Below are 15,710 nucleotides of genomic sequence, written 5' to 3'. Positions count from 1 at the left end.
TACCACCCGGATACCATCGACTCATGGCCATGACGTTGCGACTCACCGACGAGCAGGACGCCGCGCTCACGCAGCTGGCAAGCGCCCAGGGCATCAGCAAGAACGAGGCGGCGGCGCGCGCCATCCAGCGTCAGCTCGAGGAGAGCGAGCAGGAACGCGACTTCGTGGCTGCCCTGGACGACACGATCGGCCGCTACCCCAGCACCATCCGGCGCCTCGGGGAATGACGCGGTTCCTCACGCTGACGCAGGCGCTGAGGGCCGCCGAGGCTGTCATGGGCGAGACGCCGTTGGTCCGCGATATCGGCCTGGTCGAGTCGGCGCTCGCGCGTCCGCGGACGTCGGTGCTCGGGCAGGACGCCTATCCATCCCTCGACCAGAAGGCTGCGGCGATGCTGCAGTCCCTAGCGACGAACCATCCGCTGGTGGACGGGAACAAGCGTATGGCCTTCGCGTGCACGTCGGTGTTCCTCACCATGAACGGCGCACCACTCACCCTCGACGACGAGAACCAGGCGTACGACCTGGTGATTGCCGTCGCGACCAGCGAGCTCCGTGACGTCCACGAGATCGCCCGAGCCCTTCGGGAGGGCATGTGACCGACCCCGCGACCAGTGTGGACATCGACGCCGACCTGATCCGCCGCGACCTCGCGCAGCTCGTCAGCTACCCCAGCGTGGGCGGCAGCGAGTCGGAGGCGTCCGTGCAGCGCTGGTGCGCCGCGACGTTGCAGGGCCTCGGGCTCGACGTCGACCTGTGGCAGCTCGACCTCGAGGAGCTGCGCGCCGACCCCGACTACCCGGGCGAGGAGGTCGAGCGTGAGGAGGCGTGGGGCTGCGTCGGGACCGGTGGCGGTCCGGGCACGCCGCGCCTCGTGCTGAACGGGCACGTCGACGTCGTGCCGCCGGGCGACGCCGCCTGGTGGACGGCCCACGACCCGTGGTTCCTGCACGAGGCCGACGGCCGCTGGTACGGGCGCGGCACGTGCGACATGAAGGGCGGCGTGGTGGCGATCCTCGCCGCGGTCCGCGCGGTCGGTGACCGGCTGACGAGGCCGTTCGCGGTGCACCTCGTGGTGGGCGAGGAGGACGGCGGCCTGGGGACGTTCGCGACGCTGCGTCGCGGTCACACCGGACGGGCGTGCCTGATCGCCGAGCCGACGGCCGGCACGGTGGTGAGCGCGAACGCCGGGTCGCTCACGTTCCGCCTGGAGGTGCGGGGCAAGGCCACGCACGGGTCGCGGGCAGGGCACGGCGTCAGCGCGGTCGAGCTGTTCGAGCAGGTGCACGCGGCGCTGCGCCGCCTCGACGCGGAGCGGAACGTCGACCCGCCGGCGCCGTTCACGGACCGGCCGTGGCCGTTGTCGGTGGGCGTCGTGCAGGCGGGCGACTGGGCGAGCACGGTGCCCGACCTGCTCGTCGCCGAGGGCCGCTTCGGGGTGCGACCCGGCGAGTCGTTCGCCGACGCGACGGCGGTGTTCGAGGCGGCGGTCGCGGCGGTCGACCACCCGTGGCTGCGTGAGCACCCGCCCGTCGTCACCTGGCCGGGTGGGCGTTTCGCGGCGGGAGCGCTGCCCGACGGCCACCCCTTCGGCGCGAGCGTCCGCGACGCAGTGGTCGCGGGTGGTGGCGACGAGCCCCCGTTCGTGGGCGCGCCGTACGGCTCCGACCTGCGCCAGTACGCGGCCGCCGGCATCCCGACGGTGCAGTACGGCCCGGGGAACATCGAGGACGCGCACGCGGTCGACGAGTCGGTGCCGATCGACGAGGTCGTGCTCAGCGCCCGCGCCTACGCGCACCTGCTGCTGCGCCACTGCGGCTGACCCACGTCCCGCCGGCCGACCTGCGATGCTGGGCCGGTGATCCTCTCGCGACGGCGGCTGCTCGTGGGCGCGGGCGCCCTCGCCGCGCTCGTCGGCTGCGCGACGGACGACCCGTTCCGCGACGCCCGGGGTCGGCTGCGGATCGCCACGGGCAACCGGGGGGCCGTGTTCGACCGGTACGGTGCGGCGCTGGCCCGTGAGACCACGGTGGTCATGCCCGACGTCGACGCCACGGAGGTGCTGAGCCGCGGGTCGGTGGACAACGCGCGGCTGCTCGTGGAGGGTCGCGCCGACGTCGGCTTCTGCCTGGGCGACACGGCGCGCCTGGCGTTCGACGGGGAGCCGCCGTTCGACCGGCCCGCCGGCCTGGTGGCGGTGGGCCGGCTGTACGACAGCTTCCTGCAGGTCGTCGTGCCGCGGGACTCCGCGGTCCGGACCGTGCAGGACCTGGACGGTCGACGTGTCGCGGCGGGACAGGTCGGGTCGGGCACCCGGCTGGTGGTCGAGCGCTGCCTCGCCGCCGCCGGGCTCAGGACGGACGCGGTCGACGTGGAGGACCTCTCCCTCGGCGACTCCGTCGCCGCGATGGAGACGGGGCGCGTCGACGCGCTCGCCTTCGTGAGCGGCTTCCCGGTGCCCGCCCTCGTCGAGCTCGGCCGGCGGCAGGCCCTGCGGGCCCTCGACCTGGGCGACCTCGTCGGTGTCCTGGCCGCGCGTCCGGGCGGCGAGGAGTACGTGGCAGGTCCCCTGCCCGCCGCCCCGTACCGGCTGCCCGAGCCGGTACGGACGGTGAGCGTGAAGACCTACCTGCTGGCTCGACCGAACCTGGCCGACGACCTCGTCGGCGGGTTCGCGTCCGTCGTCTTCGACCGCCAGGAGTCACTCGTGCGACGGGTGCCCGACGTCCGCCAGCCGACGCTCGCGGCGGCGATGTTCACCCAGCCGATCCCGTTGCACCCTGGCGCCGAGGCCTTCCTGCGGCGTCGGCTCGACCGGGGAGCGTGACCTCGACCGCGAGGCCCGGAAGAGCCGCCCGACGACGGGTGGAGCCGCCGGCGTCGCGCACCCGGAGCTCCAGGATCGAGAGCCCGAGCCCGGTGCCGGCCACGTCGGCGTGCCGGTCCAGCCGGTGGAAGCGCCGTCCCACCTCGGCCGCCTCCTGCGGCGTCACCCCCGCCCCGTGGTCGCGCACCAACAGCCGGACCGTCCCTGAATCGGCAGTGAGCTCGACCTCCACGTCGGCGTCCGGCGCGTACTTCGCGGCGTTGTCGAGCAGCACGTCGACGACCGTGGGGACGAGATCCTCCTCCAGCACCGCCGGCACGACCCCGTCGGGGACGCGGGCCCGCAGGTGCGTCCCGAAGAGCGGTTGCCAGAGCTCCACGCGGCTGCGCACCTGGGCGGCCACGTCGACGTCGACGGGCTCCCGGTCGAGGCTGCCCACCCGGCTGATGGCGATGACGTCCTCCAGCGACTGCGCCATCCGCTCGGTCTCCGCGAGCACCGGCACCACCGACTCGTCCTCGCGGGCGAGCCGCTCCAGACGCAGCCGGATGGCCGTCAACGGGTTCGCCAGCTGGTGCGACACGTCGGCGACCAGGTCGCGCTGCTGCTGCCGCGCCTGCTCGACGTCGTCGACCATCTGGTTGAACGCCTGGACCAGCCGGCGCAGCTCCGGCGGCCCCTCCACCGGGCCGACGGCGGACGCCCGACCCCGGCCGAGCGCGTGGACGCGGTCCTCGAGCTGCTCGACGGGTCGCACGATCCAGCGCACCAGCGGGACGCCGACCAGCCATCCGAGCAGCACCAGGAACAGGAGCGCGGCGAGCGAGACCAGTCCCATCACGCGCGCGACGTCGGCGCGCGGTCCGGAGGTGTCCTCCACCATGACGACGGCACCCAGCACCTGCGCGTCGCGCCCCACCGGCGTGGCCACCACCAGGTCGTCGTCGGCCCACGGCCACAGGGGACCGGGAGCGGTGGTCGGGGTGCCGGCCAGCGCGACTCGGACGGCGGTGGGCAGGCCCGGCACGCCCTCCGGCAACGGTGCACCGCCACCGCCGACGACGCTGCCGTCCGTGCCCACCACCCAGGTCCGGGTGCTGCCGACCACCTCGTCGAAGCGGGCCAGGTCGCCCGCCAGGTCGGGCAGCCGCACGCCCGTGGAGCCGTCGTCCGCGAGCGAGGCGAAGCGGGTGGCCGCCGCGAGCCGCTGCTGGTGCAGGTCGACGGCGCGGCTCTCGGCGTACGAGCGCAGCAGCGGGACGGTCAGGAGCACGAGCACGGCCACCGCGAGGGACACGCTGAGGACCAGCAGACGACGCCTCACGCCACGCCGCCGGGGCGAGCGAGCCGGTAGCCGACGCCGCGCACCGTGTCGATCACCACCCGCTCGGACAGCTTGGAACGCAGCGCCGCCACGTGCACGTCGAGCGTCCGGGACGCTCCCACCCAGGTGGTGTCCCACACCTCCTCCATCAGGGCGGCCCGCGTGACCGGCTCGTCCGGCGTACGGGCCAGCGCGCGGAGCAGCTCGCACTCCTTGGCCGTCAGGTCGACGGACGCGCCGTCGGGGAAGTGGACCCGTCGCGCCTCGACGTCGACCTCCAGGCCCGCGTCGACCCTCGGCGGGCGGCTCACCGGGCCGTGCGTGCGGCGCAGGACGGCGTCGACCCTCGCCAGCAGCACGTCGGTGCTGTACGGCTTGGTGACGTAGTCGTCGACGCCCGCGCGCAGTGCCGCCACGACGGCGCCCTCGTGACGGCGGGCGGTGAGGGCGACCACCGGGACGTCGGAGCGTGCGCGCACCTGCTGGCAGACCCAGAGCCCGTCACGGTCCGGCAGGCCCATGTCGAGCAGGACGAGGTCGGCGTCGTCGACCAGGGGCATGGCCTCCTGCGCCGTCGGCGCGTGCCGCACCGTCCAGCCGCGGTCACGCAGCACCTGCGTCAGCGCGGCCGCCACGCCCGCGTCGTCCTCGACGATCACCACTCGCACCGCACGTCCTCCCGTCGACCCGATGGTGCCACGACGCGGACGAGCGGACCCCGACGCCGGGGCCCGCTCGTCCGACGTGGAGGTCAGCGCGTGCTGACGACCTCCCGGTCGCGGGCCACCTGCTCGGTGTCCAGGTAGGTGACCGAGCGGTTGCGCAGCGCGAACACGTACACCAGCAGGGAGACGCCGATCGCGATCGTGACGTAGACGGCGAACGCCCCCAGGGCATCGCGGCTGATCGCGGCCTCGTAGACCAGCGGAGCCGTGCCGCCGAACATCGAGTTCGCCAGCGCGTACCCCAGGCCGACGCCCAGCGCCCGGATGTGGGCCGGGAAGAGCTCCGCCTTCACGACGGCGTTGATCGACGTGTACCCGGTGAGCAGCACGTACGTCCCGGCCAGCATCAGGAACGACGCCATCGGTGTGGTCACCGTGGGCAGGACCGTGAGGAACGTGTAGGTCCAGAGCACACCACCGATGCCGAAGGCGACCAGCAGCGGCTTGCGACCGACCCGGTCGCTCAGCAGGCCGCCGAGCGGCTGGATGAGCATGAGCAGGACGAGCGCGGCGAAGTTGATCCACGTGCCGGTCATGCCCTCGTCGGCGTACGTCGACTTGATGATGAGCGGCCCGTTGACGCTGTAGGTGTAGAAGGCGATCGTGCCGCCCAGCGTGATCAGGAAGCACAGCAGCAGCTGCTTCGGGTAGGTCGTGAGGAGCTCGACCATGGAGCCCGAGCGACGCTCCTCGCCGGTCTCGACGAGCGACTCGTCCATGCTGCGACGCAACCAGAAGACGACGACCGCACCGACCGCGCCGATGAGGAACGCGACGCGCCAGCCCCAGGCGGCGATCTGCTCGTCGGTGAGCAGCGCCTGCTGGACCAGCAGCGTCAGCTGGGCGAGCACGTGGCCGCCGACGAGCGTCACGTACTGGAAGGAGGAGAAGAACCCGCGCAGCCCCGGCGCCGCGGCCTCGGACATGTACGTCGCCGACGTGCCGTACTCACCGCCCGTGGCGAAGCCCTGCAGGAGACGGCAGAGCACGAGCATGACGACCGCGCCGCCTCCGATCGTCTCGGCGGTGGGCGTGACCGCGATGAGCAGCGATGCCCCGGCCATGATCGAGATGCTCAGGACGAGCGCCGGACGTCGGCCGTGCCGGTCCGCGTACCGGCCGAAGAACCACGAGCCGATCGGGCGCATCACGAAGGTGACCGCGAAGATCGCCATCGTGTAGATGCCCGCGTTCGGCTCGCCCTCCGCGAAGAAGCTGCTCGACAGGTAGCTCGCGAACACGGTGTAGACGTAGACGTCGTACCACTCGACCAGGTTGCCGAGGGAGCCCCGGACCGTGTTGAACACGGCGCGACGGATGCCCGGTGCGTCCTCCTGCTGGGTCTGCGGTGTCTTCTGGCTCATGGTGGTCACCTCGTGGCCCGCGGGGTGGGACGTCGCGGGAGGGGCCCTGACTCGCCGCGACCCCTGACGCTAGGTGTGACCGCCACCACGTGGCACCCGTCACGCCCGAGGCTTTACACAGGCTTTGCACTCGCCACGGCTCAGTCCTGGACGGCCTTCGCGATCGTGACGCAGCGGGTGGTCCACGAGCGGTCGGCGTCGTCGAGGGGCCGGCCCGCCTCCTGCGCGTCCTGCAGGGTCCAGAGCGCGTTGAGCATCATCCGCACGACCACCCAGTCGCGCACCCGGTGCTCGTCGAGCCCGGCGACGTCGACCACGGTGTGGAAGCGGCGGCGCACGGCGAAGCGGACGTCGCGGGCCGACGCGACCTCGTCCCACCGGTTCCACAGCAGCGGGGCGGGCTCGTAGGCCGGGTCGCCGCTGATCCCCTTCGGGTCGATCACGAGCCACGGCGTGCCATCCCCGCCTGAACCCTCCGCGCGACGGCTGGCGAGGACGTTGGCGTCGTGGAGGTCGGCGTGGATGGTCAGCCCGTCGGTGCCGGGGTCGCTCGCGAACGCGCGGCCCAGCGAGACGGCCTGCTGCACGAGCCGGCGCGGGGCGGGCACCACGTCCTGCGCGGCGGCCAGCTGCTCGGTCCACCGCACCACCAGCGTCGAGAGCGGCACCAGACGACGCGGGGCGGTCACGTGCAGGGTCGCGTAGAGCCCGGCCACCACCTCGCACGCGTCGAGCACCGGCAGCGACGACAGGGCCGTCGGACCGGCACGCTCCAGCAGCAGCGCTCCACGGGCCGGGTCGGCACGCAGCAGCCGCACGGCTCCGCGCCCGTCCCACGTGGTCAGCGTCAGGTGCTCGTGGCGGGACTCCTCGTCGACGTGTCCGACCTTCAGCACGGCCTCGACGCCACGCTCGGTGAGCACCGGCAGCACCAGCGCGACCTCGCCGTGCACCGGGTCGCCCGTCACCCGCAGGGACCACTCGGCGAGGAGGTCGTCGACCGTGCGTGGCAGGGCGTCGACGAACGCTGCCCAGCGCGGACCCCGTCGAGCGAACGCCGCGACCGCGGCCGGCACCTGGATCACGGCTGGACGGGAGCCTCCGGGTCCTGGTCCTCGGCCGTCGGGTCCTCGGTGGGGTCCGGGTCGGCGGGCGAGGGCGAGGAGGTGAGCGGCAGCTCGGTGTAGTCGCCGACGTCGATGACGCCGGCGGGCGTGAACGTGACCACCTGCAGCCCGACCGGCGCACCGTCGGCGTCGAAGGTGACGATCGTGACCTGGGCGTCGCGCCGCAGGCTGCTGCCGAGGGCGATCGGCAGGACCGCGCCGCCGGTCGTGCCGGTCGTCAGCCGGGTGGTCGACCGGCCGTCGGGACCGGCGATCGCCCGCGGGCCCACCTGGTAGTGCAGGTGCCCGGTGAGCACGAGGTCGACGCAGCCGCTGGCCGCGACCTTGCGTCCCGACGCCCACGAGTGGACGGCGAGCACGCCGACCCGCTCGCCGCGCTCGTCGGCGTCGCACGCGGTCGACGTGAGCTCCTCGTCCTGGTCGTCGAGGGCGGTGTCGCGGGTCTTCGCGTCCTCGGTGTAGCCGGTGAGGGTCGTGCCGCGCGGGTCGGTGTCGCCGAGGAAGCGGACGCCATCGACCTCGACGGGATCGCCGTCGAGCACGGTGAACCCGGCTTTCTCCTGGTCCTTCGTCGTGCGGCGGGAGTCGTGGTTGCCGCCGATGGAGACGACGTCGAAGCCCTTGAACGCACGGGCGAGGGAGTTGATGCTGAACGTCTCCCACGCGCCGCCCTGGGAGGTGTCGTCGCCGAGGTCGATCAGGAGGCGGGCCTTCGCGCGGTCGGCGATGTTGCGGGCGACCGGGTCCATGCCGATGTTGTCGTGGCGGTCGGTGACGACGAGCGCCGTCGTCTCGCCGTCCTCGGGCTCGCGGACGCGCACCTGCGTCGCCTGCTCCTCGAGCGCGCCGTAGAAGCTGACGGAGTCGCGGTAGAGGTACAGCGCACCCTCCACGAGCGCGCGGCTGCTCGTGGTGGCGCTGCCCTGGGCCAGCTGCAGCCGGTCGAGCACCGGGTCGGCGGGCAGCTCGGGGAACACCTCGCGCGCCGCGGTCCACGTCTGCGCCGGCTCGGCGTCCTGACGCTCGGGCAGGCTGACCAGCACCAGCGCGCCGACCACGACGACGACGGTGGCGACCCCGCCCGCCACCTGCCCGCGCGACGGCTGCACCATCTCGCGGCGGATCCGACGCCGACGGTCGGCACCGACCGCACGCCAGCCGAGCACGAGGACGGTGACCGTGAGGACGCCGACACCCAGACCGCGCAGGGCCGCCTCGGCCGCCATGTCGGTGACGGCGGCCGTCACCTCGCGCACCTCGCCGCTCGGCTGGGCGGCGATGGCGGCGTCGCGCTGCAGCAGCTCCTCCAGGCCCACCGCGTCGGAGTCGCCGAGCCGGACGTTCACGCCGACGCCGAGCGGCGCGTCGACCGGGACGCGCACCTCCGGCAGCAGCGGTCCGAAGTCGATCGTCGCGTGCCCGTCGACCTGGGGGCTGACGACAGCCTGGTGCGCACCGATGGTCAGGTGCCGCTCGCTGTGCAGGAACGTCGACGTCGCCACCGGTAGTCCCGTGAGGACGGCGGCAGCGAGCAGGACGAGGCCGACCGCGATCTTGCGCACCCGTCCACCCTAGAAGGCATCACGCCTGTCCCACCGCCCAGCCCGAGGTCCCCGCGTTCTGTGGACTTCGCGACGGTTTCTCGCACAGGAACCGTCACCAGCTCCACGAAACGCGGGGAGGGGCGCTGGGGCGGGGCGGGGTGCGGTCAGGAGACGCGCGAGAGCCAGGTCTGGGTGGTGCCGACGGTGGTGAGGAGCTGGGTGGCGCGGGTGAGGACGACGTAGAACGTCCGCCAGCCGGCCTCGGACTCCGCGATGATCGCGTCGGGCTCGACCACGACCACCGCGTCGAACTCCAGGCCCTTGGTGTCGAGACCGTCGAGCACCCGCAGGCGGTCGTGGGCGGCGAGCCGGTCGGCCAGACGGGCCCGCAGCCGCGGCAGGTCGGCGCGGGCGGCGACCACCGCGACCGTGCCCTCGACCCGCTCGAGCATCGTGTCGGCCTCGGCCTCGACGGCGTCGAGCAGCGCGGCGTCGGCGACCCACTCGTGCCGCGGCGCCTCGCCCGTGCGGCGCACGGCCTCCGCGAGGTCGGCACCCGGGATCGCGACCTGCGCGACGTCGGCCGCGAGGTCGTAGATCTCGGCGGAGTTGCGGTAGTTCGTCGAGAGCCGGAACCGGTGCTCGACCTTGCCCTCCAGCGCCGCCACGCGGGCCTGCTCGGCCTCGTCGGCGTGCGGCCACGACGACTGCGCGAGGTCGCCGACGATCGTCCAGCTGGCGTAGCGACCGCGGCGCCCGAGCATGCGCCACTGCATCGGCGAGAGGTCCTGCGCCTCGTCGACCAGCACGTGCGCGTACCCGTCGTCGTCGATGCTCGTGGTGGAGCGCAGCTCGTTCTCGACCTCGCGCTCACGTCGCTCGAAGCTCATCAGCTGGCGCGGCACGTCGTCGTCGCGCTCGTCGTCGGGCGGCACCTCGCCCAGCAGGTAGCGCAGCTCGTCGATGAGGGGGACGTCCTCGATGGCGGGGACGCCAGAGGACCACGACGTCACCATCGCGTCGAGCTCCTCGCGGGAGAAGGCGCCGTTGGCGAGCTCGCCGACCCGCTTGGGCAGGGTGCGCCAGAGCTCGACGGCGTCGACCGGCGGCCACCACGCCTCGACGAAGTCGACGTACCGGTGGTCGGTGGTGAGCTCGTCGAGGAAGCCCTCCTCGCCCTTCTCGAGCGCCCGCTCGCCCGACACCTGCTGCCACAGCGCCCGCGCCACGGCAGCCGGCGCCTTCGGGTAGGCGCGGTTGCGGGGCAGGTTCGAGAGCAGCCCTCGGCGGATGTTCGCGAGCTTCTTGGCGTCGAGGACGAGCACGTCGTCCTTGTAGAAGTAGCGGAACGACGTCGGCTCGCCGGGCTGCGGCGAGGTGGCCAGGCGCCGGAGCACGGGCAGCATGCGCGACGAGCCCTTGGCCGCGGCGGCGACCGGCTCGTCGTGCTCACGCGCGCCGACGCCGTCGACGACCTCGCCGAGCGAGCGCAGCGTCACCGCGGTCTCGCCGAGGCTCGGCAGCACCCGCTCGATGTAGCTCATGAACACCGACGACGGGCCGACGACGAGCACGCCACCGGACTCGAAGCGTCGGCGGTCGGTGTACAGCAGGTAGGCCGCACGGTGCAGCGCCACGACGGTCTTGCCGGTGCCGGGGCCGCCGCCGATGATCGTCGCGCCGCGGCTGGGAGCGCGGATGGCCTCGTCCTGCTCCTTCTGGATCGTGGCGACGACGGAGTGCATGGTGCTGTCGCGGGCCCGCGAGAGGCTGGCGAGCAGCGCGCCCTCGCCGACGACGACCATGTCCTCGGGGGCGTTCTCCGCGTCGAGCAGGTCGTCCTCGACCCCGACGACGGTCTTGCCCGAGCTGCGCAGGACGCGACGTCGGACGACGCCGGTGGGGTCCTGGGCGGTGGCCTGGTAGAACAACGCCGCCGCCGGCGCACGCCAGTCGACGAGCAGGATCTCGCGTTCGGCGTCGCGGACACCGATCCGGCCGATGTACCGGGCCTCGCCGCCCTGCAGGTCGAGCCGGCCGAACACGAGCCCGTCGTGCGCGGCGTTGAGCGCCGACAGGCGGCGGGTGGCCTGGAAGACCATCGCGTCGCGCTCGACCAGACCGCCCTCGTTGCCGACGTGCCCGCGGGCGAAGCCCTCGGTGACGAGCGACTGCGCCACCTTGGTGGACTCGTCGAGGCGACCGTAGACGACGTCGACGTACGCCTGCTCCGCTGCGATCTCTGCGGCGGCCTGCTGCTCGGAGGACACGCCTCTCCTCGGCTCTCGTGGGTCGTTCTGCGAACTCCCCATGGTACCCGCCGCCCGCCCACGAAAACCCCACCGGCCCAGGGTCCGTGGGACGCCCGTCCGTCGTCAGCGCACGGTGACCCGACGGTGGGTCGAGCGCGCCTCGACCTTCGCGTCGCCCCGGTACTCCACCGTGTAGGTGCGCGCGCCCTTGGCCTGCCGGGTCACCGTGACGACGGCGCGGCGGGCCCCGCGGTACGTGGTCAGGGTCGCGCTGCGCAGGGTGCGCGAGCCGAGCCGGACGCGCACGGTCCCCGTGGGGGTGGCGCCGGCGGCGCGCACCACGACGGTGAAGGTCGCCGTCCCACGACCTCCGGTGCTGGTGACGGCCAGGGTGGGCTGCGCCTTGACGGTGCGCGACGCCGACGTGCGCGACGCGGTGGCGTGCCCGGGCCGTGTGGCGGTGACCCGGACCGTGAGCGGACGTCCGAGGTCGGCGGTACCGGCGCGGTACGTCGGCTTGGTCGCCCCGGCGACAGCCCTGCCCGACCGCAGCCACTGGTACCCGAACGACGTCGCGCCGGTCGTGGGGTCGCCGGCGTCCCACGTGCCGGGCGAGGCCGTGAGCGTCGAGCCGGGTCGGGCGGTGCCGGTGACGGTCGGCGCGGTGCGGGCGGTCAGGGCGGCGGGAGCGACGGTGCGCGCGGCCGACGTGGTGGTCACGGGCTGCTGTCCGTCGACCCGCCCGACCACCTGGAGCGCCACGGCGCTGCCGACGTCGTCGAGCCCGAGCCGGTACGTGGTGCCCGTCGCGCCGTCGACCGGTCGGCCGTCGCGCAGCCACTGCCGGGTCGTCGTGCCCGGCGTGCGGCTCCAGACGGGCTCGGTGCTGCCGAGGGTCGATCCGGTCGTCGCGTCGCCGGTGATCACGGGGGGCGTGGTCGCCGTCAGCGGCGGGTCGGTCACGGTCCGCGGCTGCGAGACCACGGTGAGCGAGGTGTAGCCGGGGGCCGAGGCGGTCACGCGCAGGGCGAGCGCGTGACCCACGTCGGCGGCCGTGGGCACGTGCTCGCTGCCGGTGGCACCGTCGACGACGACGCCGTCGCGCAGCCACTGCCGGGCGAACGTCACGTCGGCCGGCGACCACGTCCCGCTGGACGCCGTGGTGCGGGTGCCGACCACGGGGTCGCTCGTGAGGACGGGCGGGGAGGTCGACACGAGCGTCCCCGGCGCGACCGTGGCGGGCGTGCTGACCGCGAGGGCGGAGCGGTACCCCGCCCGCGAGGCGACCACGCGCACCGCGACCGCGCGTCCGACGTCGACGGCGCCCGGCACGTAGCTGCGACCGGTGGCGCCGGTCACGGGCGTGCCGTCGCGCAGCCACTGGTAGGCCACGTCGGTCGCGGCGGGCGTCCAGGTGCCGGGGTCGGCGGTGAGGGTCCCGCCGACGACGGCCCGTCCCGTGACGGTGGGGGCGGCGACCGGCCGCAGGGTGCCGAGCTCCGAGCCGACGACCACGTCGACGCCCGGCGTGAGCGACCCGGCGACGACCTCGACGTCGGCAGCCGAGGAGAACGCAGCGCCGCCGCCGTGGTGGGTCGTGCGGAACGGCTCCTGCCGCTCGACGACCCGGACCCGGTACCGGCCGGGCGGCAGCTCGACCTGGTACGCCCCGTAGCCGGGGGTCGTGCGCTCCTGCTCGACCCAGCGCCCGGCGTCGGTGTCGAAGCGGAGGAAGATCGCCTCCAGCTCCGGCGGCGCGTCGGCGAGCACCGCGGCGTCGCTGATGCTGCCCGTGACTCCCGTGGCGGCGGCGAGCGTGGCGTCGACGTCGGCGACGTCGGTGGACGCCACCCGGACCACGCGGGCTGTTCCGAGGTCTGGGCCACCGGCGAAGGTCGTCGCGTACCCGAGCGGCAGCCCGTGGAAGCCGACGCGGTAGACGCCGGGCGGCACGGCGAGCGCGTACCTGCCGTCGGTGCCGGAGACCGCGCGGCCGACCACGACGGCGGTGTCGTCGCGGGGGTCGTAGCGCCAGGCGCGCACCTCCACGCCGGCGGCCGGGCGGGCGTCGGGCCCTGCGAGCCGGCCGGTGACGGCGCGCTGGTCGGCCAGCGTCACCGTCCGGGTGGTGGTGCCGGTCGCGAGCGCGAGGGACGACAGCGTCCAGCGGACGTCGCCGTCGAGCACCACCTCGACCGTGTAGGTGCCGGCGGGGGCGGCGAGTCCGTAGGCGCCGGTGCCGTCCGTGGTGGTCTCGGCCACGACGTCTCCCCCGGCGCCCGAGGCGTCCAGCGGGCGGACGAGACGGACCACCGCGTCGCCCACGCCGGCACCGGACGTCGTCTGGACCCGACCGCCGAGGCGCGGGTTTGCGGCGAGGGTGACGTCGCGGCCGGTGAGCGTCGCGCCGTCGGCCACGACCACCCGCGTCGCCGACGCCCACGTGCTGGCGCCGGCGAGGTACTCGCCCCGGTGGTCGCCCGAGGGGTCCTCGAACGCGAGCACGTACCGCCCTGCGTCGACCTGCACCTCGTAGCGGCCGGCGGAGTCGGTGCGTGCCGAGGTGACGGGCACCAGGTCGTCGCTGCCGCCCTGCAGCACGCGGACGTCGACCCCTGCGAGCGGTCCCGACGGGCCTCTCACGGTGCCCTGGACGCGGGCGCTGACCGTCTCGAGCCGGACGTCGCGGCTGACGAGCGACCCGGCGACGACGACCGACGGCGCGGCGCCGACGGTGGCGGAGCCGGGGCCGAAGGTCGTGCGATGACGGTCCGCCGAGAAGCCCAGGCGGTAGGTCCCGTCGGGCAGGAGCAGCCGGTACCGGCCGTCGGCGGCCGTGGTGGTCTCGTCGAGCACGACCCACTCGCCGTCGCGCAGCACCGAGGCGCTCACGCGGGCGTCGGCGAGCGCGCCGCCCGTCGCGGTGGTGACGGTGCCGCGGACGCCGGAGCGCGACCGGGCCGCCAGGACGGTGTCGCGCGCGAGCACGTCGGCGTCACCGACCGTGACCGTGCGCGCCGCCGCGAGCGAGGCGGCGTCGTCCCAGAACTCGCCTGCGAGGTCGTCGGTGCCCTCGACCTGCAGGCGGTAGTCGCCGGGGACGACGGGGGCGGACCAGCGGCCGGAGGCGTCGGTCGAGACGCGGTCGGCGACGACCCAGCGGGTCTGGCCGGCGACGACGCGGGGCGCGTGAACGACGACGTCGGTGCGCACCGGCGACCCGTCCGGCCCCGTGACCCGGCCCCTGATCGCGAGGGCGGGCGCGAGGTCGACGGTGCCGACGTCGCCGCCGCGCTGGCCGACGAGGAGCGGGTCGTCGACGACGCTGCGCGTCCACGTGCGGTAGCCGCGGGCGCGGACCTCCACCCCGTACGCGCCCGGGGCGAGCGGCACGCCGAACACGCCGTCGGGCCCGGTCCGGTCGCGTGCGACCTCGTCGCCTGAGGCGTCGAGCGCGACGACGTCGGCGTCCTCGACCGGCTCGCCCGACGCGTCGCGCACCAGGCCGCGGGCCGTGGGCAGCACGGCGAGGTCGGCGTCGAGGACCACCGGGGCCGAGCCGAGGTCGACCGGCGTGGCGTCGGAGCGTCGGGTCTGGTCGGCCCAGAACTCGGGCCGGTACCGGGCGTCGCCGGCGAACCGGAAGCTGTAGCGACCCGCCACCAGGCGCACCGACCAGCGACCCTGGGCGTCACCGGTGACGGTCTCCTGCTCGCTCCACAGTCCCGTGGCGGCGTCGCGGACGAGGACGGTGACCTCGGGGCGACGCACGGCCGCGCCCCCGGCCGTCACCCGTCCCGAGGCGACGGGCAGCGGGGTGAGCGTGACGTCGCGCCCGGGCACGTCGGCGGTCGTCACCGTGACCGGGTCCGACGCAGCCAGGGTGGCGCGGTCGTTCCAGTACTCGACGACGTGGTCGGGGCTCTCGAACGCGAACCGGTAGCTGCCGGACGGCAGCGGCACGGCCCACGTGCCGTCGGCGGCGGTCGTGACCACGCGGACGGAGTCGGTCTCGTTGGCACTCGCGTAGGCACGCACCTCGGCTCCGGCGACGGGCTCACCGCCCGAGCGGACGGTGCCGGAGACGACGGGGTACGGAGCGAGGCGCGCCACGACCCCGGTACGGCCCGACGTGCCGACCGTCAGGGCGGTCGAGGCGGCGAGCGTGGTCTGGTCGTCCCAGAACTCCGGCTTCCACCAGCCCTCGGGGTCGACGTACCCGACCGCGTAGGTCCCCGGCTCCACCTGCACCGACCACGCCCCGGTGCTGTCGGTCGTCGTCTCCTGCACGGCGACGCCCGCACGCGTCGTGACAGCCACCTCGATGCCCGAGAGGCCGGCGCCGGACGTGCCGACGACGCTCCCGGACAACGCCACGGGCGCGGCGTGCGCGGGCGCGACACCGAGCAGCGTGGCCAGCACCGAGACGACGAGCAGCACGCAGCCGCGCGCCGCAGCGCGTGAAGCACCCATGCGATCTCCCTTTTCGCACCAGGCGGACGAGCCTCCAGCATGAGCGGTCGGCGGCCGTGGCGCAGCGGAATCGCG

11 protein-coding genes are annotated in these 15,710 nt (G+C 74.4%); 4 read left to right on the top strand and 7 right to left on the bottom strand.

What is annotated here, in order from left to right; genetic code table 11:
• Nucleotides 1-23 precede the first annotated feature (23 nt).
• Genes Aeryth_RS00445 through Aeryth_RS00430 form a run of 4 tightly spaced genes read left to right on the top strand, consistent with a single transcriptional unit; the run spans nt 24 to nt 2,826 of the window.
• Complete coding sequence (locus Aeryth_RS00445; protein WP_067853160.1) at nt 24-227, top strand: ribbon-helix-helix protein, CopG family; 204 nt, start codon at nt 24-26, stop codon at nt 225-227.
• The gene (locus Aeryth_RS00440) at nt 224-598 is read left to right on the top strand and encodes a type II toxin-antitoxin system death-on-curing family toxin (RefSeq protein ID WP_067853157.1); all 375 of its coding nucleotides are present in this window, start codon (nt 224-226) and stop codon (nt 596-598) included. The genes Aeryth_RS00445 and Aeryth_RS00440 overlap by 4 nt, the downstream gene beginning before the upstream one ends.
• Nucleotides 595-1,821 (top strand): ArgE/DapE family deacylase, encoded by a 1,227-nt coding sequence (locus Aeryth_RS00435; RefSeq protein ID WP_067853153.1) that lies wholly within the window; start codon nt 595-597, stop codon nt 1,819-1,821. Before Aeryth_RS00440 ends, Aeryth_RS00435 begins: the two co-directional genes overlap by 4 nt.
• Nucleotides 1,822-1,857: 36 nt before the next feature.
• Entirely contained in the window at nt 1,858-2,826 is a 969-nt protein-coding gene (locus tag Aeryth_RS00430) for a TAXI family TRAP transporter solute-binding subunit (RefSeq protein WP_067853150.1), read from the top strand.
• Here the strand turns inward: Aeryth_RS00430 and Aeryth_RS00425 are convergent.
• From Aeryth_RS00425 to Aeryth_RS00395, 7 genes are all read right to left on the bottom strand, one after another.
• The gene (locus Aeryth_RS00425) at nt 2,756-4,150 is read right to left on the bottom strand and encodes a HAMP domain-containing sensor histidine kinase (protein WP_067853147.1); all 1,395 of its coding nucleotides are present in this window, start codon (nt 4,148-4,150) and stop codon (nt 2,756-2,758) included. The genes Aeryth_RS00430 and Aeryth_RS00425 overlap by 71 nt on opposite strands.
• A complete protein-coding gene (locus tag Aeryth_RS00420) occupies nt 4,147-4,818 on the bottom strand; it encodes a response regulator transcription factor (protein WP_083516152.1) in 672 nt (223 codons plus the stop codon). Before Aeryth_RS00420 ends, Aeryth_RS00425 begins: the two co-directional genes overlap by 4 nt.
• Before the next feature lie 83 nt (nt 4,819-4,901).
• Entirely contained in the window at nt 4,902-6,239 is a 1,338-nt protein-coding gene (locus tag Aeryth_RS00415) for an MFS transporter (protein WP_067861141.1), read from the bottom strand.
• 140 nt (nt 6,240-6,379) lie between these two features.
• Complete coding sequence (locus Aeryth_RS00410; protein ID WP_067853140.1) at nt 6,380-7,324, bottom strand: aminoglycoside phosphotransferase family protein; 945 nt, start codon at nt 7,322-7,324, stop codon at nt 6,380-6,382.
• Complete coding sequence (locus Aeryth_RS00405) at nt 7,321-8,928, bottom strand: metallophosphoesterase family protein (RefSeq protein WP_067853137.1); 1,608 nt, start codon at nt 8,926-8,928, stop codon at nt 7,321-7,323. The genes Aeryth_RS00410 and Aeryth_RS00405 overlap by 4 nt, the downstream gene beginning before the upstream one ends.
• A 146-nt stretch (nt 8,929-9,074) precedes the next feature.
• Entirely contained in the window at nt 9,075-11,180 is a 2,106-nt protein-coding gene (locus Aeryth_RS00400) for a HelD family protein (RefSeq protein WP_067853134.1), read from the bottom strand.
• A gap of 105 nt (nt 11,181-11,285) precedes the next feature.
• Complete coding sequence (locus Aeryth_RS00395) at nt 11,286-15,635, bottom strand: carboxypeptidase regulatory-like domain-containing protein (protein WP_067853130.1); 4,350 nt, start codon at nt 15,633-15,635, stop codon at nt 11,286-11,288.
• Nucleotides 15,636-15,710 lie beyond the last annotated feature (75 nt).

The organism is Aeromicrobium erythreum (assembly GCF_001509405.1).
Lineage (GTDB): Bacteria > Actinomycetota > Actinomycetes > Propionibacteriales > Nocardioidaceae > Aeromicrobium > Aeromicrobium erythreum.
This window is presented reverse-complemented; position numbering and strand designations above follow the sequence as displayed.

Excerpts from the sequence above, each read along its gene's own strand:
- Aeryth_RS00415 (WP_067861141.1), bottom strand. The coding sequence starts at position 6,239 with ATGAGCCAGAAGACACCGCAGACCCAGCAGGAGGACGCACCGGGCATC.
- Aeryth_RS00395 (WP_067853130.1), bottom strand. The coding sequence starts at position 15,635 with ATGGGTGCTTCACGCGCTGCGGCGCGCGGCTGCGTGCTGCTCGTCGTC.
- Aeryth_RS00445 (WP_067853160.1), top strand. The coding sequence starts at position 24 with ATGGCCATGACGTTGCGACTCACCGACGAGCAGGACGCCGCGCTCACG.
- Aeryth_RS00440 (WP_067853157.1), top strand. The coding sequence starts at position 224 with ATGACGCGGTTCCTCACGCTGACGCAGGCGCTGAGGGCCGCCGAGGCT.